Genomic DNA, 24779 nt, shown 5'->3' with positions numbered 1-24779 from the left:
AGTATGGATTTAAAAGGTGCCATTTTAAGAAATTTTTATACCGTTGGGACATTGGTCACTGAACCGACACCGGAAAAATTTTTTTCACTCAAGATCCCACATTATCAGCGCCCATATAAATGGGATGCTGATCGTGTGTCTAGACTCATCGAAGACTGGCATGACAATCGCAGCACAACAAAAGAGTCTGAGAATAAAGAGTATTTTGCAGGTGCTGTGGTGACCGTTGCTGAAGGAGACTCCGGCATCCATTCATTGATTGATGGGCAGCAACGAATCACCACACTTTTTTTAGCCAATTTCATTAACTTCTCGTTACTGCGCAATTTGATTTTGTCAGAAATTGAACGAAAGCGTTGCGGTAAAATCTTAAGCTATAGTGATGCTTTAAATCGCTCTGTACACTTTATTTTTCGTGATTCGACCATTCTTGCACACTTTAAGGCGGCCACTGAGCACATTAAATTATTATCCGACGATGATAAAATGGACGAATTGCACGAAACAGATGATCACTTTAATCAAATGCGTGAATATTATAATCTTTTATGGATTCCTCAATATACTATTGAGGAGTATCCGACAGAAGAGTGCTATAAAAAAGCTGTATCGGACATGCTGAGTCAAAAAATCACACCCGATTCCTTAAATTTGCATTATGATCGCGCCAGTTTTAATGACAGTCTTGCCAAAGTATTATCGAGCCTGTATCTCATTTTTAGCGGTAACACCATGACGCTTAAAGAGGAGATCATTGATGAGATCTATCTCTCAGACAATGAAAAAGTCTATGCAACGTCCATGAAAGCCATCATCACAACATTAAAATCCATTGTGTCACAAGAGGGTGTGTTTTATACCTATATGCACAACTTGCATCAAACCCTAACACAATTGCTTGATGAGGTGAAAGTCTGTGTCATTCAAACCGGTGCGACGGATGATGCTTACACCCTTTTTGAGGTCATGAATGACAGAGCGCTCGAACTTGATGATTTAGATTTAATCAAAAATCAATTCTTCAAAAAATTTGTCCTCAGTAACCAAGCCCTCAAAGAACAAGCAGAAGCCCACCCAGCTCAGAAGATTTCATTTCTCACAGAACAAGAAGTCGACCAAAAAATTCAAGCTTTAGATAAACAATGGGGCGATGTCATTTTCAATCATCCGAAAATGGGCGTGCAATATAAAAAATTGGTCACATATTTCAGCACCGTGTTTTTAACAGGCAATGAAGATGCCACCAACAATAAAAATGAAAAATACCGCACATTCCTAGAGGCGTATTTGTCAAAGCAAGCGCATTATACCTTTGAAGATATCCAGCGCGATTTTAATGTGTTTCAAATCTGTTTTGATCTGTTAATCAATCTCTCTTTACCCTTACAGAAAAGAGAAAATGAATCATTGTTAGTGGAATATATGCCAGATGCCAGTGATTTTAAAAAAGCCATCTATTTCCTCAATGCTCAAAAACAAGATGGCGTCATCAGTGGATTGATTAATTTTTATCTCAAATCGATGAATTTGGTGGTCACTCAACTCAATCCTGAATATATTCGCCCCATTTCGCAGCTCATGCTCAAAACTGGTGTGACCACTGACGACATCAAGCGTTACTATCCTCAAGCCTCCACAGAACATTTAAATTATCTGAAAAAGTTGATGGATGATGTGCAAATACAAGCTAAAGCATTATGGACCACCTCAATGATGGCGGCCAATGCAAGTTTACCAAGAGAGCTCGCCAAACAAATCATTGCAGAACATCATTTACATTCAGCACATGGCAAAACGTTAAGAATTCATGAATCTTCTCAACAAAAACAACTCGACGAGAGTTTTAACGATTGGCTACATCATTGGAATTATGACAAAGATTCATCCTTTAAAATTAAGACCCTCTTTGCCAAATTATTGCGTTTTAACTACGTTGATGACCAATTGACTCAAACCCCCGTCATCATGACCATCAATTCAAGTGCCATCAAAGGCATGGAATTAGATCATTTGGTGGCACGTAAATCTGGTGACAGCAGTGTTTTTGTTTTTGAACATGATGAGCGCGATGCATTCATCAATGGTCTTGGCAATATGATGCCATTGCCTAAAAAAGAGAACATCAAAAAATCTGATTGTCCATTAGAGCAATCCTTTAAATTTTATGAAGCCTCAGGATTAACAAAGCACTTTTTGATCGATGAGTTACAAATCTTAGTCAGCGCTGTACAAAACAAAGAAATGACACCTTTAGAATTCTTCACACGACGCAAAGAAGCATTAATTCGTTACTTCAAGCAGATTGTTCACGCATAATCATTACTTATGACACGCCAAGCAAACCTTAGATTTGCCATAAAGCTCATCTAAATCGATGACTTCATTATCTTGGAGCGGATTGGCAATGCGTCGTGCCTTTGCCCGCTCTAGGCGTTTTTCATAATCCGCTTTGATCTGGGCAATGCGCTCAGGTTGCGATAATTCCTCGAGCGATTCACGTTCAGACCATGTAAACGGTGATTGATGCTCTAAAGCCTGTTTCTCATAGGCTTTGGCCTCCTCAAAAGCTTCAGGGTGGCGTTCTAATAAACCCACCCACTCAATCTTTCTTTGGAAAAAACAAAACGTACAACCACTGCGCGAGCGCCATTGATAATACTCAGGCATGCCAAGCCCGGAATACTCAAGGATATTGATCACATCTTGCTTATCAATACCATCTTCACGAAATGGTAATTTAATGATGAGCTGATCATTGTTTGATTGATAGCCTTCGCGATAATCCTCATCACTGCGGATCGCCACATATGAATAAACGGTATAACCCTCTTCTAAAAATGGTTTGACCCAATCTTCAAAAGGCTTGAGTTTCATTTTAATGGTGCACCATCGCGCTTGAGGCGATGGTAAATAATCATTGTGCTGCATGAGCCAAAAGTCAAAATCACGATCAGGATTGATGCGCAAAATGGGTTTACCTAAATAACCTTCTAATTTACTTAAGTATTCATACACTTCTGGCAACTCTTTACCAGTGTCTGTAAAGAAATAATCAATCTCAACCTCAGGATAATTGTCACGCATGTATACCGCAAGCGCGGCACTGTCCTTTCCGCCTGAAATCCCCAATACGTGTTTTACTTTTTCCATCATTACGATCCTAATGATTCATCGGTTAATTCTATGCCAAGCTCAATCAACGCAATTTTTAATAATGCGGAATTGCTGACATCCATTTCCATCACTTTTGCTTGCAGCTCTTGTTTTAAGCGATCGATGGCTTGAACTTCATGCTCTGGCAATGAGGCATCAAGATTTTGCTGCACATCTTGACCATTCACAGAAGAGAGCAACACAAACGATTTACGATTACTCTTCTGCCCTTTTAAATGGGCATATAATTCTGCTTTTTTAAAGCCATCACACAAAGCGCCAATCTCAATCTTAGCGCGTTCCACATCTAAATCAATCCAATCATGAATCGGTTTATTCGCCGCTAAACTTGCAATGCCTGCGATGTCTTTATCATCACTTGGATCTAACGTCTGTAAACGTGAGGCGAGCGCATCAATTCTAAAATCGCCGCTGCCATGATTGACAATCTCCGCGCGTTTATGGAGCGCATCTAAATCCACATTCAATGGATTGATCTGAAGGGCACTGAACAATACGCGCCCAAGGGTTTCGATCATTTGCGTATATGCTTGATCTAATTCAGTCAATGCATCAATCACACCTTGTAAATCCTCAGGCTGTAAACGATCCACCGGAATGTTAAACAATCGCACCATATCTTCAAAAATCAACTGATTCGGATCACTGGCGACTTTTAATGTGTCACGAAAACGCGCAGTTTTATGGCTCAATGTTTTTGTGCGCATCACCCAAGGATTCAGATTATGGATGAATGACACCAATTTTCGGGAAATGTCCAAAATATTGGGTTTTGCATATTTAAATGCTTTAAAAGATTGCCCAAGCGTTTGATGCAATGCCGCAACATATTCTGTGCGCTCAGTGCTCATCTCGATGTATTTAATCTCGATTTCGCTCGACTCTTTGATCAAATAATCCACAAAGATATCTGTAATTTCTGGCAAATACATGCCTTGTAAATATGCGGCAATGTTGCCCTCTTTAGACAATAGATACGTTAAAAAGAGCACAGAATGCAGCCCTTTTTTCAAGCCATACGGCGCACTGCTCCAAAATTGATACAACGCTTTTAATGAACATTTATCACGCTGTTGCTGCAAAAATGCATCGGTGTCGCGCCAAAGCGTGGGCAAGCCAGAATCTTCACGCGTTGGGAGGACAAAAAGATATTGTCCCTGCGCGTTTTGCGCATACATTCCCGTATCTTCATGCAAAATCTTAAACAAACCACGCTCAGGTGGATAAAAATTCTCATCAATGCCCAAGCGCGCTTCCCCGCGCCCACTGATCATGCGGCGCAGCAATGCATTAACAGCGCCATTGGCATTTGCAGAAGGTTTATTGTTATTGAGCATCTCTGTTTTTAAAACAGGGCATTTTTCAAACACACGATCGGCTAAACGTGAACACAACTGGTTAAATTGCACAGCGTTGAGCTGACCTTTTTCCTCATCTAAGAACCATGATAAATCTTGCTTCGCTTGATTGATCAATTGATTGATGGCATGGCTCACATGGCTTTTACGATTATCAATCTCATGGCGCGCAATGCGATCACCCATTAAACTCGCGGTATTTTTCTCTAACCATTCTAATGCCAATAACTCACGAGCTAAGCCATTAATCTCGGCGTATTGATCCGTCACACCGAGCACCACAGGTTTTTGATGTGAATAATCCTCACGCCGTTTCAATGCTACCTGCGCAGCTTCATATTCCGTCACATCGCTTGGCACGAGAATTAAAAACGTTCCAAACAAACTGTTATTAAAAGGGGCAATGGCATCAATGCCTTCATCTTTCCACACTTTATAAGGCATGATAGAGATGCTCATCCAGCGAATGGTGCCCGTTCTGTGATAATTGCGTTTTGCCACAATCGGCTGAAAGGATGCAATGGCATTTAAGCGCACATAATCCACATCCACCACTTGTTGCAAGGCATTGTCTAATTCACTGTCGATGTCAAAGTCACTGCCATCAAACAACACAAAGCCCGATTTATTATGGGCTTCACGGATCAATGACATGTCACACAATGCATTGAGCGTCTGCTCGATTGCTTGTGGCTTTGCCTCAAAAAGTGCATACAATAATTCGCAGCTTGCCTCTAAACCTGTATTGCCTTTAAAAATCTCCAATAAACTGATGAGCTTTAAAAGGGTTGCCGCCATTGCCACATCGATCTCTTTGACCGTCGATTGTGCGTACAATTTATCAAGCACTTCTTGTGCTAAAATCCAGCGGCGCGCATCTTGTGAACGGGACAAAATGAAATCAAAGTTACTCTTCACATAATCCCAGAAGCGATCAATTGAATAACGCGTTTTTGCATCATAATCGGTCTCTTCTAAGAAGTTTTGAAAACTCGCGGGCTCACTTGAATTTAAAAAGGAGAAAATACTGCGCTGATTTTGCCCGAAATGTTTTAAAGACAAAGGCCCAAGCAACAGTGCCACAATCGGATTTAAAGGCCAGCACTGTTTTAATAAAATCTCATAATTTTGCGGATCAACGCGGCGATTTTTACAGATGACTTTAATGCTTGCATCAATCAAGGCATCGGCTTTGGTGGGCTTATCCTTCGAGACAATGGTGCGCCCAATTAAATCCAGCTTCTCTTCATTTGATGTGTCGATCACTAAATCGGTAAAGCGACCATGAATTTTATACCACTCATCTTGCGCCGTTTTATTGAGCCCCACCGCATATTCTGCAAAGCTTTGATGCAAAATCCCGATGAAAATCAAGCGCCCTTCGCTGTTATTGGCAAGCTCTGCAATTTGCTGCAATATATAAATGTCACTCATGTGGGTTTGTGCGGTTTTTTCCAGCAATTTACCCATTTCATCAATGATGATGACCAAGCCATCTTTCTGTGCCATCTTTGTTTCGATGGTTTTTAAAATGGTTTCGCTCTTTACTTCACAGGCCAAGGCTTGCCCGAGCAACTCTAAAGGCGATACAGGCGCTGCGACAATTGAAATCAATGTGCGTGATTTTTTCTTGGATAAAAAGGCATCATTTTTAAGTGCTGCATCCTCAATTTTATCCAAACAAATGCGATGCCCTTCTAAGGATTCAGAGGGCACCAATAAATTACTTAAAAAGAGGGCAAAACTCGATTTACCTGAGCCATAAGGTCCTGTAAATGTAAATGCTGCTTGTGTGCCTTTTGCACTGGCAATGATCTGCGCTAAATTATTTTGATTGGAGATCGATAAAATATAATCTTTTAAGAATCCGACATTGCCATGGTCAAGCACAAGGTTGGTGGATTTTTTGAAATTCTCATTGAGGGTGACACGTTCTTTAAATTTCATGACGATAAACATCCTGTACTTGTGCTTCACACATTTGAATCAATGCTTCAAGCGTGGTTTGTCCTTTTAATTCTAATTGCTTAAGACCTGCGGTTTCTGACCACTCCACTTGCCCTTTAAAAGATGCCACAGAATCATAAATGCGCTCGATTAAGCTGTTTTCATCCAATAAAAATAAGCGCCCCGGGCTCAATGCTTGATAAGCAAGCATGCCAAGGGATAATGTTTTTTGTGATTCAGCAACGCTTGCCCAAAATCTAAACACTGCTTCCCAAAATAGAGGCGTTGGCAACGTAGGCTTTGCCCCACGATTGGCCGCAAAATAGCCTTGCTTATGCAAAGGCGTGATCAACTCTAATTCAGTTAATGGCGACTCAATGGCATCATCATTGTTTTGTGTTGTTTTAAACATATACAAACGGATCAAACACTCGATGTCACGTTTTAAAGTGGTGGGTGATGGCGGTTTTAAACCCTCTTTTAAGCAATACTCCATCACTTCATTGTGAAAGGTTTTTCTGTCTAAATTCAAATTGTTATTGATGTTGAAATACCAATAATATGTCACCAATTGCGGATTTGAGCTCAAATGATAATGCAAAATCCATAAGGTCATCGGATGCTCCATCCACGGATCAAAGCCCTCATCTGCAAAGACTGCATGCGCAAAATCTGTCAATTGATTCTCTTCTAAAATGCCCGTCATGTTGCACCAATGACGCATTGAGCTCACCATGTTTTTACCCACGCCAAACTCAGAAATCGCCGCTTCGTTTGAAAATACATCTTTCGCATCAAACCCTTGCATCGTTGCATGCAGAACGGCATTATAACTTTTTTTTAACCATCCGTAGCGAAGCGGGAATGTTTCATGCCCTGAAAAGATCGGGCGTTTCATATCTTGTTGAGGTTTTGTCAGCATAATGTATGATTCAACTCAGCGTATGTTAAAATAAATTTTGATCTTTGGAACAGTGTTCCAGGATTATAGTCTTGCTGATTCTAGCACGTAAAATGGTAATTGTACCGACAATCTTGCTCATTTCACTTTAAATATAACATTTTCATAACTTATGATCTATCTCGATAATAATGCGACAACGCCCTGTGATCCTGACATTGCAAAGGCAATCACCGATATTTTAATGGATGAATCGATGGGCAATCCCTCATCGAATCATGCCTTTGGTTGGAAGGCGCACGCAATGTATGAAGATGCTCTGGAAAATATTGCACACTTTTATAATGCATTGCCGGATGATGTTGTCATTACATCAGGGGCAAGTGAGGCGAACAATCAAGCGATCATTGGCGTGGCGCAAGCGGCACACCTTGCAAATGATCCGCGTAAAAAAATCATCGTCTCAAGCATTGAGCATAAATGTGTGTTAAATGCTGCTAAATTTGCTTGTGACTCAATGGGATACACACTCATTTCGATTCCTGTCAGTACCGATGGCATCATTGATATGGAAGCACTTGTCGCACATCTTTCAGATGATGTGCTGTTAGTCTCTGTCATGGCAGTCAATAATGAAGTCGGCACCGTGCAACCGATTCAAGAAATTGGCAAACTGTGTAAACAATACGGCATTATTTTCCATGTCGATGGTGCACAAGCGGGTTATGAATCCATTGATATGATCGCAGCAAACATTGATTTACTGAGCCTATCAGGACATAAAATTTATGCACCCATTGGCGTGGGTGCATTGATTGTGGATTCAATGTGCACCATTAAACCGCTGCCCATCATTCATGGCGGATTACAGCAAGCGCCCTATCGCTCTGGTACCATTTCACCCTTTTTAGCCCATGCCATGAGTTTAGCCGTCACAAAAATGCATCAAGTACAATTAGAAGAAGCCCAGCATTTACGCGAATTGAGGCATGATTTTTTACAGCAATTAGATCAGCATCATATTGATTATACAATCAATGGCTCAATGACTGAGCGCCATCCGGGCAATCTAAACATTTCATTGATTGGGCATGACAACAATATGTTGGTGCAAAAACTACAGCCTCACGTTGCCATTTCCACAGGTTCTGCCTGTAATTCGGGCGTGATTCAAGACTCATATGTGCTCAAGGCCATGAATCTCAGTGAAGCACATTTAAAAAGCGCCGTGCGCATCTGTTTTGGGCGATTTAATACAAAAGAAAATGTTGATCAATTGCTCAATCTGCTCATGCCAATCTTAACCTAAGCATTCATTGACTTCTGTTGTGGTAAAATAGGGATAAGCCTTGATACATCCTAAGAATAAAAGCTATACTTCGAAAAAATTTTAATAACGCATAATAAGGATGATTCTATGTTAAATGGCGATCTAAAAAAACAAGCAATTGCTAATTTTAAAAATGCAAAACAACAATATGAAAAGCTTGGGCAAGAGGTGCGTGATGCATCGACTGTTTTGATGGATCTACGTAAAGAAAAGGCCAATTCTATCATTAAACGTGCAGAAGGTTTGTTCAGTGCGATTGCCAATAAACCCAAAGAATTTGATAAAACCTTTTCAATCTATAAAACAGAATATAAAGTTTTCAACAATGTCTTGAATGAAATACAAGATAATGCTCGCAAAATAGATCTACAAGCAGGCGGCACAGCAGGCGCTGGCATCGCAGCAGGTGCCGGCATCGCAGCATTTGCACCCACAGCAGCAATGGCGATCGCCACAACCTTTGGGACAGCATCTACGGGCACAGCAATCTCAGCTTTGAGTGGTGCCGCTGCGACGAATGCAGCATTGGCTTGGCTAGGTGGTGGCGCTCTCGCAGCGGGTGGTAGCGGTATGGCTGGCGGTAGTGCATTATTAGCATTGTCAGGCCCACTAGGCTGGACGATTGGTGGTCTTGCATTAGTGGGTAGTGGATTATTTGCGCGTAGTAAAAATGCGAAAATTGCACGAGAAGCAGATGAAAAACGTCAAGAAATTGAAGTGTTAAATAGACAATTTTCTGCTGCATTAAAAGAAATATCCCATTTGAGCGATGAAACTCAAGCGCATATTATTGGTATTAAAAATTTCATGGATGTTTTAGATACATCATTAAATACTTTAGATTATGAGCAATTTAATCATCAACAGAAAAACCTGATGATCGCAATTAAAAATCATGTTGAAAGCTTAGCCATGTTATTAAAAAAGAAAGTAGAACTATAGGTCAAAATGCGATGATTAAGGCTAAAGCATGAAAACAACATCCATCCAAGACCAAATCAGCAGTGCGATCGTTCATAATTTTAATGTGACACGGATACAAGATGAAATCTCTCAATTGAATCTGCAAGATACATCTTATATCAAGGCCATCAGTGAAGTTGATAAGGTTCGTGATTTTATTGGTGATCCATCAAAAATTCTAGGCAGTCCTGCAACAAAACATGGCGAAATCGCAGAACAAGTTGAAGTTGGCATTAGAAGGGCGCAAGATGCGCTTCACAATAGAGATTTTAGTGCAACTTTTGAGGGTGTTGGAAGAACGGCACCAGAAGATTATTTAATCAATGACATCGCTGTACAATCAAAATTCATTAATGGTTTAAACAATAACTTAAATCATGTGCTTGAGCATATGAATAAATATAGTCATTTTGGTCGAGATGGAAGTTTTTATCACATACCTAAAGACCATTTTGAAACCATTCTTAAAATTTATCACGGTGAAAATGTTGAGGGATTGAGCCAAAAAACAATCAACGCAATTCACCATAAAATTAGTGAGATCGAGACTCAAAGTGGGCGATCTTTTACTGATGTTGTGCAACCTGGCATTTCTAAATATGCTGAAGTTCAACAAGGCACTGTCACACAAACATTAGATCGACATGAGCAAGAACTTAAACAACAAAATGAAGAGCTCAAACAAAAGATACATGAGAACCATTCAGCGAGTTTAAGTGAAGGCTTAAAAGCAGCAGGTGTGGCCGCAGCTGTAGGCGGTGCACTCGCGCTAGGCACATCTTTATATCTCAAATATAAAGATGGAAAGAATATTTTTAAAGGTGAGTTATCCGCTGAAGATTGGCAAGAGATTGGCTTAAATACAGGACAAACAGCCATCGCCGCTGGGATTACTGGATCTGCTGTTTATGCTTTAACCAATTGTGTTGGTTTATCTGCGCCCATTGCAGGTGCTTTTGTTACAGCTGTGAAAGGTGTCAGTTCTTTAGTACAAGATTTACATCATGGTCATCTTACTTTTGCTGAGTTTCAGATGAATGCAATCTATTTATGTGCTGATAGTGCAGGTGTTGGACTAGCAGCATTAATGGGACAAACTTTAATGCCTATCCCTGTTGTGGGTGCAGTGATTGGCTCTCTGGCAGGAAAATTGGTTTGTAACATCTTGTTAGGGGAAGATCCGAAATTAGCAAAACAGATGGAGGAATCAATGCAGGTGTTTCTGTCAGATATTGATCAAAAATATCATGCACTGGTTAATAAGATAACGGCAGAGTTTGATCATATTAAAGATTTAAGAAAAATCGCATTTGATTTACGCAGTAATATCAATTTAGTGGAGAGCAGTATTAATCTTGCGAGAGCGCATGGCGTCAAAGAACACAAAATTTTGAAGAATGAAGAGGATTTAAAAGCTTTTCTTTTTGATTAAAAACTTATTGATTAAGGGGATATGTATAACGAAGGCGTGAGTATGGAAAGTGATATGACAAAAACTAAATAGATGGTTCGGCAAAGCTTGTGATCATGCCCATCTTGGTTTACACCCAAAAATCGTTTACATTAAAGATCCATTAGAAAATTTTAAGGAGGCATTGAATGAAAAAAACCATCCTATTGAGCTTAACCTTATTGATGGCATCTGCAATTGCGCACGCCCAATCTGTGGAAACCATTTTTACCGTCAAAGACACCAAAGACGGCACAGAAGTGATTGATGTACAGTACAGAACAGTGGAGCCAAATTTTCAAATCGACACTTTTGCGCAAGCAGATAAAAACGGCGATGGCTGTTTAGATCGTGCTGAGGCAAAAGACATGGGCATTTTAAACTTTGATCGTTTTGCCGTGACGAAAAAAGGCTGCCTCAATGAAGAAGAGTATCTACGCGCGATGCATTCGGCAGATTAATCTCACCCTCATCAAAAGAAAAGGCAGAACAAATGTTCTGCCTTTTTACTCATCACTCAAATATCATTCCGCAATTTTCAGCGTAATGTCGCCAATGCCATCAATGTGCCCTGTCAATTCATCTCCAGCCACCACAGCGCCCACACCTTCTGGCGTGCCAGTCATAATAACATCGCCCGGCATTAACGTATAAAGCGTGGATAAATGGGCAATGATCTCATCCACTGACCAGATCATTTGTGCTAAATCAGAAGATTGCTTCACCTCACCATTGACGGACAACTCAATCTTGCCGCTTGTCAATTCACCGCACTCAGCAATTGGCACCACTTCTGAGATAATGGCGCCATTTTCAAAATCCTTGGCAATGTCCCAAGAGAGGCGGCGCTCTTTCATTTGTGCTTGTAGATCACGGCGCGTCATATCTAGCGCACATGCATAACCAAAAATATAATGTTTTGCCTCTTCGACAGGAATGTTCGCGCCCTCTTTCCCGATGATGACGGCAAGTTCCATCTCATGATGAAAATTCTGTGTGCGCGATGGATAAGGAATCGTGCTGCCGCTTGGCGCATAATGGCTTGGATGCTTTAGAAAATAAAAGGGCTCTTGTGTCGCTTTATCCACAGAGCTGCCCATCTCATTGGCATGGGCAAGATAATTGCGCCCCACACAAAAAATGCGATGAATGGGCATCGTTAATTGATATTTTTTAATGGGTAAAGCCACCACGCTGTGGGGTGGGAAAATGTATTCAGCAAACATAGAATCCTCCTAATTTTTATGGTGATTCTGCATCATATAATGATGCGGCACATTTCGCACGCACTATCATTTTTTGATAAAAAATCGCCACTTTTTCATTTTTGTACTATCATTATAACCGTTGACGGTCAATTCAACCCTTTGATCTTATTATCAACACTCTCTATCATCTATGCGAGATTACTCAGGAAGCCTCAATGCAACACACTCTTAGCAGCACAACTGCCATCAACCATCAAGGTGAAAATGTGAACCATAAATACACTGAAATGATGAACATCCTCGTTGAACTCTTCGAAGCCTTTAACATCAAATTAACCTCAGAACAAGCGCACGGCTCAATGGCATTGCCTTTTTCAGGTCGCGTGCAGTATTTATTATCCCTCCCTAGCATTGTGAATTCATGGCGCACACAATATGGCGCAGAACCCACCGCAGAAAACATTCGCCGCATGAACATCGTCTTCACACAAATGAGCATGCGTGTAGACTAATGGTCTGATGCCATGAGATTCTATCGCCGCATCATCCTCTTTTTTTGTATGATTCCTCTAGGAGCATTCACCATGGCAAAAGCCCCATTAATCATTGATTCGCCCATCACTGCTGACTCAGCAGTGATCTGGCTCCACGGTCTTGGCGCCTCTCAACAGGACTTTGCACCGGTTGCCCATTATTTGCAAGATCGTTATACACCTTCAACCCGTTACATTTTGCCCCAAGCACCGGATTTACCGGTGACACTCAACGACGGCTATGTCATGCCCGCTTGGTATGACTTGATTGATTTAACGCATCCACGCACCGTCAAAGTTGAAGAGCTCGATGCAGCTGCACGTACAATTCGTGCACTGATTGATGAAGCAGTCAATCAAGGCATTGCCATGGATCGCATCTTTTTGGCAGGATTTTCCCAAGGAGGTGCTGTCGTTTTACACACAGCTTATGTGCATGAGAATTTACCCCTTGGCGGCGTTTTAGCACTGTCCACCTACTTCCCCACAAGTTCTGATCAACCCTTAACCGAGATTCAGAAAAATATTCCGAGCATTCATCTGCATGGCACGCTCGATCCTGTGGTTCCGATTGAATATGGGAAAGCGGCCAAAGATGGACTGGAAAATCTTGGCGTCAATGCCGCATGGCACACCTACCCGATGCGCCATGAAGCTTCAGAAGCTGAAATTCAACAAATTGGCCAATGGCTGTCTAAACAATTAACGCAAAGTAAGGGTTAAATCCCCTGTGTTGATGAGTCCTTTTTGACGCATCAACATCGCGATGCCAAGGCTCAATACAACAGGCAAAATGATGTGAAACACCAACACTAAACTTGCGGTGTGTACAGAAAATCCCATGGTTTCAAATGCCATGAATTGCCCCACAAAGCCGCTGGTGCCCATGCCCGCGCCTGCTTTGTTGTTCAGCATCTCAAAGCCCACAATGGCAATCGGCGCACAAATGAGCCCTGCAAGCGTTGGCGGTACTAAAATCCATGGGTTTTTCACAATGTTGCCAATTTGCAACATCGAGGTGCCAATACCTTGCGCAACCGCCCCCGAAAAACCATTTTCCCGATAACTGATGGCAGCAAAGCCCACCATTTGTGCAGAGCAACCAATCACTGCAGCACCAGCAGCAACGCCTTCTAACCCAAGCATAAATGAGAGTGCAGCACTTGAAATGGGCGCCGTGAGCGCAAGCCCCATAATGGTGGCCACAATCATGGACATGATGAGTGGATGCTGCATCGTTGCCCAATTGATGGTGTCGCCTAAATAACTCATCAATTCTTGAATGGGTAAGCCGATCAATTGTGCACTGCCATAGCCCATCAAAATCATGCTAAACGGCACCACTAAGATATCCAGTTTAGTGGTTTGATAAAGAAGTTTAACGAACTCAACGGTCACCAAAACTGCAAAATAGCTGCCCGCCACACCGCCCACTTGATTGCCCATTGCCCCCACAAAAATGGCACTGAACAACAATAATGGTGGCGCTTTAAGTGCATAGGCCACCGCAACGCCAATCGCCGCACCCACAACTTTACCATCCATCGCAAAAGTGCCAAGCTCTACAAATAAGTCAATGCCAAGCTGCGTGCCAATCGTTTTAATGATGAGCCCAATCAACAACGATGAAAACAGACCCAGCGCCATATAACTCAAGGCATCCACGAAATAAGTGCGCGCAGACCATAGCACCCCTTTTCGCTTCATCCACTCCAACATGATCTCCTCCAAAATGCATAAAAGATAAGCAAAATCGCTTGGAAAAATACTCTAACATTTAATATATAAAATTCAAGATAATATCTTATTAAAAATTGTTTAATACATAAAACAATTGAACCATAAAAAATCCCGCCAGAAGGCAGGATTAAAAATACAGTCATCAAATTTATGCAGATTTTTGCATGTACAACGTTTGTGTTGGGAAGGCAAAATCTGCACCATGTTTATGCACGATGCTGATCATCTCTAAATAGACTTCTTGCTGCGCTTCTAACCACTCCGCCCATACAGTGGTTTTAGTAAAGCAATAAATCATGATGTTTAACGAAGAGTCCGCAAACTCATTGAAATACACCAATAATGTTTGTGTGGCATCAATTTTAGGATGCTGCTGCAACATGGTGCGAATGTCATTGACAATGTCGCCCACCTTATCGGCATCATCATAACGCAAACCAAGCTCAGTTTTGATGCGTCGATTGGTCATGCGCCCAGGGTTTTCCACACTGATGGCGGAAAATACAGCATTTGGGACATACAAAGGACGGTGATCAAACGTCATGATTTTAGTGATGCGCCAACCCACTTCCACCACGGTGCCTTCGATCTGACGATCCGGCGAGCTCACCCAATCACCAATATTAAAGGGACGATCAAAATAGAGCATGATGCCGGAAAAGAAGTTACTTAAAATGTCTTTACCCGCCATACCAATGGCGATCCCACCGATCCCACCAAATGCCAATAAGCCTGATAAACTTAAGCCAAAATGCTCACCAAACATCAACACGATGATGCCGAAAATGATGATTTTTAACACGCGATTAATGATACGGGCAGAAGTTGGATCACCATGTTTACGCACTTGGGCTTTTTCTAAGCGGTTCATCACTTTAAATAAACGATTGGTGATGATCAACACCAGCCAAAAAACAGCGATCAACTGTACAGTCGCTGCCGAAATGAAATGTAATTTAAAATCCACGAGCGCAAATTGCACATATTGAGAGATGATCAGCACCACGCCGCATAAAATTGCCGATTGTAATAAACGAGAGATGATCCCTTTTTTACTGTCTTTAAAGCGGCGGCCACAAAATGCACTGATCAAATAGGCCACTAAGCCCACGCAAATGATCCCGCCCCCCACAGCATATTTCATTAATAATGTTTCTGTGATCATGGTTTATCCTTCTGTTATGAAATTATCCCGCCATTTTACAGAAAAAAAGCCCGCATAGCGCGGGCAAAGGACTGGAATCAAATTTATTGTTATGGAGAGATTAGATTACATAAAGATCCACATATTCATTGACAGGAATCTCTAAGATTTTATCTAAATCAAGCGATGCATCAAGAATGGTGTTTTGTTGTTTCTCAGGGAAGCGGCGCGCTAAATTCACTTTGAATTTTTCGATGAGCAATGGAATGCCATCGGTTCTGCGGCGCTTGTGGCCAATGGGGTATTCCACCACCACTTCATCTAACACCGTGCCATCTTTGAAAGTAACGGTCAAAGCATTGGCGATCGAGCGCTTTTCAGGATCATGGTAATCTGCGGTAAATTGCGGATCTTCCACACATTCCATTTTGTCACGTAAAGCATCAATGGCAGGATTTTTCGCAATTATGTCTTCATAATCCGCAGCCGTTAAGCGACCATAAATCAATGGCACTGCCACCATGTATTGAATGCAGTGATCACGATCCGCTGGGTTATTCAATGGACCTTTCTTATCAATGATGCGAATGCATGCTTCATGTGTGCGAATGGTGATTTTCTCGATGTCCTCATAGGTTTTGCCCATGGCATCTAATGTGCCTTTTAAGGTCATCGCAGCTTCTACAGCCGTTTGTGAGTGGAATTCCGCTGGGAATGAGATCTTAAAGAGCACATTTTCCATCACATAGCTGCCATAAGGGCGCTGGAATTTGAATGCTTGACCTTTAAACGAGACATCATAAAAGCCCCAAGTTTTCGCCGTCAATACAGAGGGATAACCCATTTCGCCTTTTTTCGCCATCAATGCTAAGCGAACGGCGCGAGATGTTGCGTCACCGGCTGCCCATGATTTACGAGAACCTGTATTTGGCGCATGGCGATATGTTCTTAAGGATTGCCCATCAACCCATGCTAAGGACACTGCATTTAAAATCTCTTCACGGGTTAAATCCAGCATTTGTGCAACCACTGCGGTGGATGCCACTTTCACTAAAATCACGTGATCTAAGCCCACTTTGTTAAAGGAGTTTTCAAGGGCAATGCAGCCTTGAATTTCGTGTGCTTTGATCATGCCCGTTAAGACTGCTTTCATGGTTAAAGGCGCTTTACCATTGGCAATTGCTACGCGAGAGAGCCAATCGGCCACTGCTAAAATACCGCCTAAGTTATCAGAAGGATGACCCCATTCTGCCGCTAACCATGTGTCATTAAAATCGAGCCAGCGGATCATGGCGCCAATGTTAAACGCCGCTTGCACAGGATCTAACTGAAATTGTGTGCCCGGTACTTTTGCACCATTTGGCACCACAGTGCCTGGAACAATGGGCCCCATCAATTTTGTACATGCCGGATAATCTAATGCCTCTAATCCACAGCCTAAAGTATCTAACAAACAGTAATGAGCCGTTTGATACGCCAAGGGCGATTGAATTTCATAATTGGTGACGTAATCGACGATGTCCACTAAAACTTGATCAAATTTTTGCATTGTACTTCCCTATTTTCTAAATTTTGTGTGAATGAATGTTTGCATGCCCTTAACGCTCGTTAATGAATACAAACTCCATCGGCTCAGGGCCGTTGTAATGGGCAGATGGACGAATAATTTTGTTATCTTTGCGTTGCTCAATGATGTGTGCTGCCCAGCCTGCAGAACGCGCAATGGCAAACAATGGCGTAAACATCGCCGTTGGCACGCCCATCATGTGATAAGACACCGCAGAGAACCAGTCTAAGTTCGGGAACATATTTTTCTCACGCTGCATGAACTCTTCTAAACGTTCAGCAATGTTGAACATCTTCATAGAACCTGCTTCCATCGATAAATCATGCGCCACTTTTTTGATCACGATGTTGCGAGGATCTGCAATCGTGTACACAGGATGACCAAAGCCAATGATGATCTCTTTGCGTGCGACGCGGGCAGCGATGTCAGCTTCTGCTTCATCGGGTGAGTCATAGCGCTGCTGAATTTCAAAAGAAACTTCATTCGCCCCACCATGTTTTGGCCCACGTAAAGCACCGATGGCGCCAGAGATCGCAGAATACATATCCGATCCCGTCCCTGCGATCACGCGGCTTGTGAAGGTCGATGCATTGAACTCATGCTCTGCATATAAAATCAATGAGATGTGCATCGCTTTGACATGTTCAGGCGAAGGCTTGTGACCATGCAATAAATACAAGAAATGGCCACCTAATGAATCTTCATCTGTTTCAAGCTCAATGCGCACACCATTGTGGCTATAGTGATACCAATACACCAACATTGAACCGAGCGACGCCATTAAGCGATCGGCAATGTCTTTCGCCGCAGCGCAATCTTGATTATCCTTCTCTGGCAAAATGCAGCCCATCAAAGAGACGCCCGTTCTTAATACATCCATCGGATGGGAGGAGGCAGGTAAAGTTTCTAAGGCTTTTTGCACAGCCTTTGGTAAACCACGCAATGCCTTCAATTTCTTTTTATATAAATTGAGTTCATTTTGTGTGGGTAACTTACCATGAATGAGAAGATAAGCGACCTCTTCAAACTCACAATGTTCGGCTAAATCCAAAATGTCATATCCGCGGTAATGCAATTCATTGCCGTTGATGCCGACGGTGCACAATCCTGTGGAACCGGCGATCATGCCAGATAAGGCAACGGATTTTTTGGGCCTAAAACTTGGTGCAATAACCTCTAATACTTTACTCATGATATTCTCCTCCTAAGATTGAACATCGCGCTCTTTATTTTTTCTGCGATGAGAACAACGAATCTAAATAATCTTCATATTGGTAATAATTAATGCTCTGATATAACTCTTCACGCGTTTGCATGGTGTCCACCACGCTTTGTTGCGTGCCCTTCTCACGAAGTGTTTGATAGACGTTCAATGCAGCTTTATTCATGGCACGAAATGCCGACAATGGATAAAGAGCAATCGCAACCTCTACACTGCGTAATTCATCTAATGTAAACAGTGGCGTTTTACCGAATTCCGTTAAGTTCGCAAGCACCGGTACGCGGGTTTTATCCACAAATTGCTTGTACATTGACAACTCAGTCACCGCCTCTGGAAAGAGCACATCGGCCCCAGCTTCAATGTAGGCATGGGCGCGCTCTAAAGTATTCTCTAAACCTTCCACCGCTAATGCATCGGTTCTTGCGATGATCACAAAATCAGGATCAGTCTTTGCATCAACTGCAGCTTTGATGCGATCAACCATTTCCGAAGTTGAGACGATCTCTTTATTCGGACGATGGCCACAGCGTTTTGCGGTCACTTGATCTTCTAAATGAAGACCGGCGGCACCTGCTTTAATGAACGATTTGACTGTACGCGCAATGTTTAATGCTGTGGTGCCAAGACCGCTGTCAGCGTCTGCAATTAAAGGGAGATCACACACATTTGTGATGCGCTCGATGTCCACTAAAAAATCGTGCAAAGTGGCAATCCCTAAATCCGGTACGCCCAGTGAACCCGCCGATACGCCGCCACCGGATAAATAAATGCTTTTAAAGCCAGATTGCTGTGCCAATAGTGCATGATTCGCATTGATCACGCCCACCAACTGTAATGGTGATTCCACCGCTAACGCCTCTTTAAAACGTTTGCCTTGAGAATTGACTGCCATACTTCACTCCTTTATTTGATAACTGTATTGATGCAACCGCTATCAGTGATAGAGCAATTAGCGTGCCAACTTTTATTTTTTGTAGTCTTTTTGTAATTATTTTTCCTATCTATCTGTTTATGCTAAGGTTAAATTTTAAAAACTGAGGTCATGAAAATAATTCATGCATTTCAAAATGTTGCATTTTTATCATTTCTATGCAACAAATGAATAAAATGAAACAATATTGGAACAAATGACCATGCCTACCAAAACCACCACTGAAAAACCGATTATTTGGACGGTTTCCATCACACATTTGTATGAAACTTTCCAAGAAATGAGCAATGAATTTTCTGAAATTGCTGAAATAACCCCAATAAAACAAAGCTTTGAAGAAGCTGTACAATACATCAGATCCGCTACAAAAGAGCATCACTGTGATGCCATTATTTCCGCAGGTTCTAATGGCGCTTATTTAAAAGATCGCCTATCGATTCCCGTCATCAATGTGCGCGAAAGTGGATTTGATGTGATGCATGCCCTAGCGACAGCGCGAGAAATCAGCCCAAAGATTGGCATCATCAATTATCGTAAACCCTTACCTGCGTTAGAAAAATTCAAACAAGCGTTTAATATCCTGATCGAAGAGCGCATCTACATCACACGCGATGATGCCAAAGCTGCCATCAATGAGCTTAAACGCAAAGGCATTGGCGTCATTGTGGGCGCAGGCTTAATCACGGAAATGGCAAATGCCGCTGGCATTCCCTCCGTTTTTCTCTATTCCACAGAAACCATCCGCGAAGCCTTTCGCCATGCCATCAAAATTGCCAAGCAGTCGATTCATCTACGCAAAAACAGACTCAATGAAACGAAATTATCGTTAGATGCCAAATATCATGTGGGAGACATCAAAGGATTTTCTCCCGAGATTGAGCGCGTGCGCGCAGCGGTTTTGCTCTACTCAAAAACCAAAGCCCCCACCCTCATTCAAGGTGAAAGCGGCACAGGTAAAGAGCTCATTGCCCATGCCATTCACCATGAATATACCGCGCACTTTCAGCATAAAACTGGGCAGCAAAAGCGCCCCTTTGTGGCGATTAACTGTAGCGCCATTCCTGAATCCCTTTTAGAGTCCGAGCTCTTTGGTTATGAGGAAGGCGCTTTTACGGGCTCACTTCGCGGTGGAAAAGCCGGTGTATTTGAAGTGGCCAACAATGGCACACTCTTTTTAGATGAAATTGGAGAAATGCCATTATCGCTACAAAATCGCCTGTTGCGCGTATTGGAAGAAAAGAGCATTGTGCGCGTCGGCGGTTATCACCCGATTCCTGTGGATGTCAAAATCATCGCCGCCACGCACGCTAAGCTCGATGAATGGGTTAAAGCAGGGAAATTTAGGCTAGATCTCTTTTATCGTTTAAGTGTGCTCAGAATCTTCAATCCACCCCTTCGTAAACGTGGGCGCGACATCATTTTATTGGCAGAAACTCTATTAAAACAGGCGCTCACTTCGTTGAATTTACCCATTCGTCATGAATATTTGGCCGCATTGCCAAAGTGTGACGAAGCGCTCCTCAATTATCATTGGCCGGGCAATATCCGCGAGCTGCGCAACATCACCGAGCGCATTGCCCTCTACCTAAAAGCCAACCCCAATCAAGTGCCGAACAATCGCATGATTCTTGATCTCTCAGATGAGCGCCACATTCATTATGATGAGCCAAGTATTCTCACAGATCCACCCTTAATCAGCGAAGAGCCGGATCTTGCCGCCTTATTAAAATACTTTAAAGGCGATAAACAGGCCGTGGCCAATTACCTTGGCATCAGCCGCACCACCTTATGGCGTAAGATGAAAGCCCTTAACAATCATGCATAAAAAAGCAGCCCAGAGGCTGCTTTTTGATTCGCTCGATTACCAATAACCCAACATTTTCCACCAAAGCCCACCAATGTAGAACCAAATCGCTAAGTTCACCACACTGGTGGCAAAGCCCACTTTCCACCATTCGCCCAAGGTTGTATAACCTGAACCATAAATGATGGGTGCGGTGCCTGTACCATAGTGAGTTAAAGACATCATTAAAGATGATGAGAATGCCAAAGTTAATGCCAATAACATTTGTGGCGCGCCAAGGGCAATCCCTGCTGCTAAGAAAGCTGCAAACATCGCAGTGATGTGCGCGGTTGTGCTCGCAAAGAAGTAGTGTGAGTAAACATACACCAACACTAAAATCAGCATGCCAAGAATCCAGTTAAAGCCAAAGTCATCAATGCCATTACCAACCGTCACCGCTAACCACGAGACTAAGCCCAATTTACCTAAGAAGCCTGCCATCATCACCAAAGCAGAGAACCACACAACCGTATCCCATGCACCTTTATTGCCGAGCACTTCATTCCACTCTAATACGCCCGTGATCAATAAAATGGATAAGCCGATGAATGCCGCAGTTGTTGGGCTGATGGTAAATGCTGCCCCAAAGATCATGGCTGGCACGCCTGCCCACATGAAAAGTAAAAGACCAAACACGCCCAACGTAATTTTTTCAGGCAATGATAATGGCCCCAACTCTTTCAATTGTTCTTTCGCAAAGTTTGGCGCATCAGGCGTTTTCTTAATTTCTGGCGGACAGATGAGATACACCACCCACGGCATCACCAAAAGGGAAATAATGCCCGGTACAAATGCAGCCACCGCCCACATGCCCCACGTTAAATGAAAACTAGGATCAGTGCCTTCATAAATCAACGCCACAATTAAGGGGTTTGGCGCCGTTGCCGTGATGAACATCGCGGATGTAATCGGGTTGGTGTTATAGTTCACAAGTGCTAAATAACGCCCAATTTTTTCAGTAGAACCACGCTCAGGCTTTGAGCCAAAGCTTGTGGCAATCGAGCGCATGATGGGGTGAATAATGCCACCGCCTCGCGCTGTATTACTTGGTGTCACTGGTGCTAAAATCGTCTCTGCAAACGCAAGGGCATACGCAATCCCCACGGTGCGCTTACCAAATAACGAAATTAAGAAGTAACCAATGCGTGCACCTAAGCCCGTTTTCGTTAAGCTCATAGAGATCATGATGGAGATCCCGATCAACCAGATCAGCTCATTAGAAAAGCCGCTTAACGCATCGCCAAGCGCAGCTTTGGGGTTGCCGGGATTGGTGACACCTGTAATCGCCACCAAACTGATGGAGATGATGGAGATCGCACCAATGGGCAATGCTTTGCCAATGATGGCTGCAATCGTCCCCACAAAGAGCGCCAACAATTGCCATGCATTCTCACTGACGCCTTCAGGCGTTGGAATGATGAACCAAATGATTAATGTTAAAGCAACCGCAACCAGAGCTGGTATCGGTTTTATGGGGGCTAGCTGAGTATTCTTCATAGTCATCCCTTCTTTTTTTGATGATAGAATTATTCATATCATGGCTCAGCCCTCTCTGACAAATGGGATCACTCATCGAATGATCCGCCTCAAAAAAGGGCCAAATGCTGCCTGATTAGGCATCACCATAACAGATACACTCAGCTTGTAAAGGGTTGATGAAATCAATCAATGACTAGATTAAATTGATGAGATTTTGATATCGCGCTAAAGCTTCATCCACATCATGCGTACCATAGACAATTGCGCGCCCATCCTTAAAAAGAATGATGCGATTGTCCCCTTCGATGTTTAAAAAATACTCGTTAAATCGATGAGCAATGCCCTGCTTGATTAATATTTTTTCTAGGGCAGCTAAATCTAAGGGCTGCATTTCACGGATCATCACAGAGCCATCACCACACAAGCGCTGCGCCTCACGTTGAACATGCATTAAAGCTGGATAGGTTGGGTTTTCACCACAGGTTGGGCACTGTTTTTGTTTGAATTTTGTAAGATTAATTGCTTGAGAATGTGATGACCATAGATCCATCGTCCATAAAGTTTCACGCATGGCGCTAGGCTCGACAAAGAATTTAATGGCTTCTGTGGTTTGAATGCTGGAAATCAATTGTAAAATCGGCTGAATGACGCCCACAGAGCTACATGTATCGCCACTTTCTAAAGGAATCGCGCCTAAAATGCAGCGAAGGCATGGTAAATCCTGTCGATGAGGCACATTAAAATTGTGGCTCATGCCATAGCTTTCGAGTGCTGAACCAAAAATCCACGGAATGTTTTGCTGATAACACGCATCATTGATGATCATGCGAAGCGCCAAATTGTCCGTGCCATCAAGCACCAAATCCGCGCCTTTAATCAGATCAACAATATTGTCGCTCGACACATCCACCAAATGCGTGGTGATGCGTGTTGTGTGGTTAATGGCCGTCAAATGCTGTTTTAATGCCACCACTTTCGGTAAAGCAGCTGCAGCGTCCGCCTCTGTAAAGAGGGTTTGACGCTGCAAATTGCTCAATTCGACAAAGTCGCGATCCACCAATATCACATGCCCGATGCCGCTTCGCGTTAATGTTTCAGCATGCTGCGCACCTAAAGCACCGCAACCGATGATGACAACCGTTGCTTGATTGAGGCGCTCAACGCCCGCTGTTTGAATGCGCGCAAAGCGTGCAAGGCGGTGATATCGGGGATCAATGCTCATTAGCCGATCAATCCTGTCAATGGGCTACTCGCTGTCGCGGTGAGTTTTTTCGGCATGCGTTTTGCTTCAAAACCTAAGCGACCTGCCACACATGCCATGCTCATCGCGCGGCTCATTTTAATCGGATCTTGGGCATAAGCAACGGCGCTGTTGAGTAATACACCATCTGCGCCCAATTCCATCGCCATTGCCACATCACGCGGTGAGCCTAAGCCTGCATCCACAATCACGGGCACTTTGGCATCCTCAATGATGTAACTTAAATTATATGGGTTCACAATGCCTAAACCTGTGCCAATGGGGGATGCACCCGGCATGATGGCATGGCAACCCAGTTCCTGAAGTTTACGGGCAAGCACCACATCATCCGATGTATACACCAACACCGTCATGCCCTCTTCTAACAACATTTCTGTGGCTTTGAGGGTTTCCACAGGATCAGGCAACAATGTTTTTGGGCAACCGATGATCTCAACTTTAATCATGTCGCATAAGCCAGAGGCTTTTGCCAATTTAGCGGTGCGCACTGCCTCTTCTGCGGTGCTTGCACCTGCCGTATTTGGCAATAATTTATATTTGGTTAAATCCAATTGCTCCAATAAATTGGGCTGATTGGCATCAAAAATATCCATGCGGCGCACCGCAAAGGTTAAGACTTCTGTGTCACTCGCTTCAACTGCACCTTTTTGTTCTTCAAATGTGCGATATTTCCCTGTGCCTAAAAATAGGCGTGATTGGAATTCAAAATCCCCAATTTTTAATGTCAT

The 24779-nt window shown here is 42.9% G+C and carries 20 protein-coding genes; 8 read left to right on the top strand and 12 right to left on the bottom strand.

The annotated features are described in order from the left end of the window. The first annotated feature begins 3 nt into the window (after nt 1–3). Nucleotides 4–2316 (top strand): DUF262 domain-containing protein, encoded by a 2313-nt coding sequence (locus tag B9T10_RS07850; protein WP_094538223.1) that lies wholly within the window; start codon nt 4–6, stop codon nt 2314–2316. A 3-nt stretch (nt 2317–2319) separates the two neighbouring features. Here the strand turns inward: B9T10_RS07850 and B9T10_RS07845 are convergent, their stop codons facing one another. Genes B9T10_RS07845 through B9T10_RS07835 form a run of 3 tightly spaced genes read right to left on the bottom strand, consistent with a single transcriptional unit; the run spans nt 2320 to nt 7401 of the window. Continuing rightward, nucleotides 2320–3153, bottom strand: coding sequence for a phosphoadenosine phosphosulfate reductase family protein (locus B9T10_RS07845; RefSeq protein ID WP_008316654.1), 834 nt, complete (start codon nt 3151–3153; stop codon nt 2320–2322). Then, nucleotides 3153–6479 carry a P-loop NTPase family protein gene (locus B9T10_RS07840; protein ID WP_094538222.1) on the bottom strand — a complete coding sequence of 1109 codons (3327 nt, stop codon included), beginning with the start codon at nt 6477–6479 and terminating at the stop codon, nt 3153–3155. Before B9T10_RS07840 ends, B9T10_RS07845 begins: the two co-directional genes overlap by 1 nt. Next, nucleotides 6469–7401 (bottom strand): DUF4007 family protein, encoded by a 933-nt coding sequence (locus B9T10_RS07835; protein ID WP_008316652.1) that lies wholly within the window; start codon nt 7399–7401, stop codon nt 6469–6471. The genes B9T10_RS07840 and B9T10_RS07835 overlap by 11 nt, the downstream gene beginning before the upstream one ends. A 151-nt stretch (nt 7402–7552) precedes the next feature. On the opposite strand from B9T10_RS07835, the gene B9T10_RS07830 reads away from it, so the two are divergent. The 4 genes from B9T10_RS07830 to B9T10_RS07815 all read left to right on the top strand — a co-directional run bounded on the left by B9T10_RS07830 (nt 7553) and on the right by B9T10_RS07815 (nt 11584). Beyond that, entirely contained in the window at nt 7553–8689 is a 1137-nt protein-coding gene (locus B9T10_RS07830; protein WP_094538221.1) for a cysteine desulfurase family protein, read from the top strand. Nucleotides 8690–8797: 108 nt separating this feature from the next. After that, the gene (locus B9T10_RS07825; protein WP_094538220.1) at nt 8798–9652 is read left to right on the top strand and encodes a hypothetical protein; all 855 of its coding nucleotides are present in this window, start codon (nt 8798–8800) and stop codon (nt 9650–9652) included. 28 nt (nt 9653–9680) lie between these two features. Continuing rightward, nucleotides 9681–11105: a hypothetical protein gene (locus B9T10_RS07820; RefSeq protein ID WP_094538219.1), complete on the top strand. Its 1425-nt coding sequence runs from the start codon at nt 9681–9683 to the stop codon at nt 11103–11105. Nucleotides 11106–11272: 167 nt separating this feature from the next. Next, on the top strand, nt 11273–11584 hold the full coding sequence (locus B9T10_RS07815) for a hypothetical protein (protein WP_008316645.1): 312 nt from the start codon (nt 11273–11275) through the stop codon (nt 11582–11584). Between the two features lie 63 nt (nt 11585–11647). On the opposite strand, the gene B9T10_RS07810 is transcribed toward B9T10_RS07815, so the two are convergent. Beyond that, the gene (locus tag B9T10_RS07810; protein WP_094538218.1) at nt 11648–12349 is read right to left on the bottom strand and encodes a fumarylacetoacetate hydrolase family protein; all 702 of its coding nucleotides are present in this window, start codon (nt 12347–12349) and stop codon (nt 11648–11650) included. Nucleotides 12350–12546: 197 nt separating this feature from the next. Between B9T10_RS07810 and B9T10_RS07805 the strand changes: the two genes are divergently transcribed. Both B9T10_RS07805 and B9T10_RS07800 read left to right on the top strand, forming a co-directional pair. Then, on the top strand, nt 12547–12843 hold the full coding sequence (locus B9T10_RS07805) for an HAD family hydrolase (RefSeq protein ID WP_063503152.1): 297 nt from the start codon (nt 12547–12549) through the stop codon (nt 12841–12843). Nucleotides 12844–12915: 72 nt separating this feature from the next. Beyond that, a complete protein-coding gene (locus B9T10_RS07800) occupies nt 12916–13587 on the top strand; it encodes an alpha/beta hydrolase (protein WP_094538217.1) in 672 nt (223 codons plus the stop codon). Here the strand turns inward: B9T10_RS07800 and B9T10_RS07795 are convergent. The 5 genes from B9T10_RS07795 to prpB all read right to left on the bottom strand — a co-directional run bounded on the left by B9T10_RS07795 (nt 13567) and on the right by prpB (nt 19429). Beyond that, on the bottom strand, nt 13567–14583 hold the full coding sequence (locus B9T10_RS07795) for a PTS sugar transporter subunit IIC (RefSeq protein WP_094538216.1): 1017 nt from the start codon (nt 14581–14583) through the stop codon (nt 13567–13569). The two genes, B9T10_RS07800 and B9T10_RS07795, sit on opposite strands and share 21 nt — an antisense overlap. A 169-nt stretch (nt 14584–14752) precedes the next feature. Next, nucleotides 14753–15769: a mechanosensitive ion channel family protein gene (locus B9T10_RS07790; RefSeq protein ID WP_008316639.1), complete on the bottom strand. Its 1017-nt coding sequence runs from the start codon at nt 15767–15769 to the stop codon at nt 14753–14755. Between the two features lie 100 nt (nt 15770–15869). Then, entirely contained in the window at nt 15870–17297 is a 1428-nt protein-coding gene (locus B9T10_RS07785) for a bifunctional 2-methylcitrate dehydratase/aconitate hydratase (RefSeq protein ID WP_094538215.1), read from the bottom strand. 49 nt (nt 17298–17346) lie between these two features. Beyond that, nucleotides 17347–18507 (bottom strand): bifunctional 2-methylcitrate synthase/citrate synthase, encoded by a 1161-nt coding sequence (gene prpC / locus B9T10_RS07780; protein WP_008316637.1) that lies wholly within the window; start codon nt 18505–18507, stop codon nt 17347–17349. Nucleotides 18508–18541: 34 nt separating this feature from the next. Continuing rightward, entirely contained in the window at nt 18542–19429 is an 888-nt protein-coding gene (gene prpB, locus B9T10_RS07775) for a methylisocitrate lyase (protein WP_094538214.1), read from the bottom strand. Nucleotides 19430–19664: 235 nt separating this feature from the next. Between prpB and prpR the strand changes: the two genes are divergently transcribed. Beyond that, nucleotides 19665–21293, top strand: coding sequence for a propionate catabolism operon regulatory protein PrpR (gene prpR / locus B9T10_RS07770; protein WP_094538213.1), 1629 nt, complete (start codon nt 19665–19667; stop codon nt 21291–21293). A gap of 36 nt (nt 21294–21329) precedes the next feature. Here the strand turns inward: prpR and B9T10_RS07765 are convergent, their stop codons facing one another. The 3 genes from B9T10_RS07765 to B9T10_RS07755 form a co-directional block, all read right to left on the bottom strand. Then, the gene (locus tag B9T10_RS07765) at nt 21330–22808 is read right to left on the bottom strand and encodes a DASS family sodium-coupled anion symporter (protein ID WP_008316631.1); all 1479 of its coding nucleotides are present in this window, start codon (nt 22806–22808) and stop codon (nt 21330–21332) included. Nucleotides 22809–22983: 175 nt separating this feature from the next. Beyond that, complete coding sequence (locus tag B9T10_RS07760; protein ID WP_094538212.1) at nt 22984–24012, bottom strand: ThiF family adenylyltransferase; 1029 nt, start codon at nt 24010–24012, stop codon at nt 22984–22986. Continuing rightward, on the bottom strand, nt 24012–24779 hold the full coding sequence (locus B9T10_RS07755) for a thiazole synthase (protein WP_018122865.1): 768 nt from the start codon (nt 24777–24779) through the stop codon (nt 24012–24014). Before B9T10_RS07755 ends, B9T10_RS07760 begins: the two co-directional genes overlap by 1 nt.

Origin of the sequence: Wohlfahrtiimonas chitiniclastica (genome assembly GCF_002252325.1) — a bacterium.
GTDB lineage: Bacteria > Pseudomonadota > Gammaproteobacteria > Cardiobacteriales > Wohlfahrtiimonadaceae > Wohlfahrtiimonas > Wohlfahrtiimonas chitiniclastica.
The sequence above is the reverse complement of the archived record's forward strand: the minus strand, read 5'-3'. Positions and strand labels throughout refer to the sequence as shown.

What these genes read in the sequence shown, in the direction of transcription:
- B9T10_RS07850 (WP_094538223.1), top strand. Translation starts at nt 4, where the DNA reads ATGGATTTAAAAGGTGCCATTTTAAGAAATTTTTATACCGTTGGGACA.
- B9T10_RS07845 (WP_008316654.1), bottom strand. Translation starts at nt 3,153, where the DNA reads ATGATGGAAAAAGTAAAACACGTATTGGGGATTTCAGGCGGAAAGGAC.
- B9T10_RS07840 (WP_094538222.1), bottom strand. Translation starts at nt 6,479, where the DNA reads ATGAAATTTAAAGAACGTGTCACCCTCAATGAGAATTTCAAAAAATCC.
- B9T10_RS07835 (WP_008316652.1), bottom strand. Translation starts at nt 7,401, where the DNA reads ATGCTGACAAAACCTCAACAAGATATGAAACGCCCGATCTTTTCAGGG.
- B9T10_RS07830 (WP_094538221.1), top strand. Translation starts at nt 7,553, where the DNA reads ATGATCTATCTCGATAATAATGCGACAACGCCCTGTGATCCTGACATT.
- B9T10_RS07825 (WP_094538220.1), top strand. Translation starts at nt 8,798, where the DNA reads ATGTTAAATGGCGATCTAAAAAAACAAGCAATTGCTAATTTTAAAAAT.
- B9T10_RS07820 (WP_094538219.1), top strand. Translation starts at nt 9,681, where the DNA reads ATGAAAACAACATCCATCCAAGACCAAATCAGCAGTGCGATCGTTCAT.
- B9T10_RS07815 (WP_008316645.1), top strand. Translation starts at nt 11,273, where the DNA reads ATGAAAAAAACCATCCTATTGAGCTTAACCTTATTGATGGCATCTGCA.
- B9T10_RS07810 (WP_094538218.1), bottom strand. Translation starts at nt 12,349, where the DNA reads ATGTTTGCTGAATACATTTTCCCACCCCACAGCGTGGTGGCTTTACCC.
- B9T10_RS07805 (WP_063503152.1), top strand. Translation starts at nt 12,547, where the DNA reads ATGCAACACACTCTTAGCAGCACAACTGCCATCAACCATCAAGGTGAA.
- B9T10_RS07800 (WP_094538217.1), top strand. Translation starts at nt 12,916, where the DNA reads ATGGCAAAAGCCCCATTAATCATTGATTCGCCCATCACTGCTGACTCA.
- B9T10_RS07795 (WP_094538216.1), bottom strand. Translation starts at nt 14,583, where the DNA reads ATGTTGGAGTGGATGAAGCGAAAAGGGGTGCTATGGTCTGCGCGCACT.
- B9T10_RS07790 (WP_008316639.1), bottom strand. Translation starts at nt 15,769, where the DNA reads ATGATCACAGAAACATTATTAATGAAATATGCTGTGGGGGGCGGGATC.
- B9T10_RS07785 (WP_094538215.1), bottom strand. Translation starts at nt 17,297, where the DNA reads ATGCAAAAATTTGATCAAGTTTTAGTGGACATCGTCGATTACGTCACC.
- prpC (WP_008316637.1), bottom strand. Translation starts at nt 18,507, where the DNA reads ATGAGTAAAGTATTAGAGGTTATTGCACCAAGTTTTAGGCCCAAAAAA.
- prpB (WP_094538214.1), bottom strand. Translation starts at nt 19,429, where the DNA reads ATGGCAGTCAATTCTCAAGGCAAACGTTTTAAAGAGGCGTTAGCGGTG.
- prpR (WP_094538213.1), top strand. Translation starts at nt 19,665, where the DNA reads ATGACCATGCCTACCAAAACCACCACTGAAAAACCGATTATTTGGACG.
- B9T10_RS07765 (WP_008316631.1), bottom strand. Translation starts at nt 22,808, where the DNA reads ATGAAGAATACTCAGCTAGCCCCCATAAAACCGATACCAGCTCTGGTT.
- B9T10_RS07760 (WP_094538212.1), bottom strand. Translation starts at nt 24,012, where the DNA reads ATGAGCATTGATCCCCGATATCACCGCCTTGCACGCTTTGCGCGCATT.
- B9T10_RS07755 (WP_018122865.1), bottom strand. Translation starts at nt 24,779, where the DNA reads ATGACATTAAAAATTGGGGATTTTGAATTCCAATCACGCCTATTTTTA.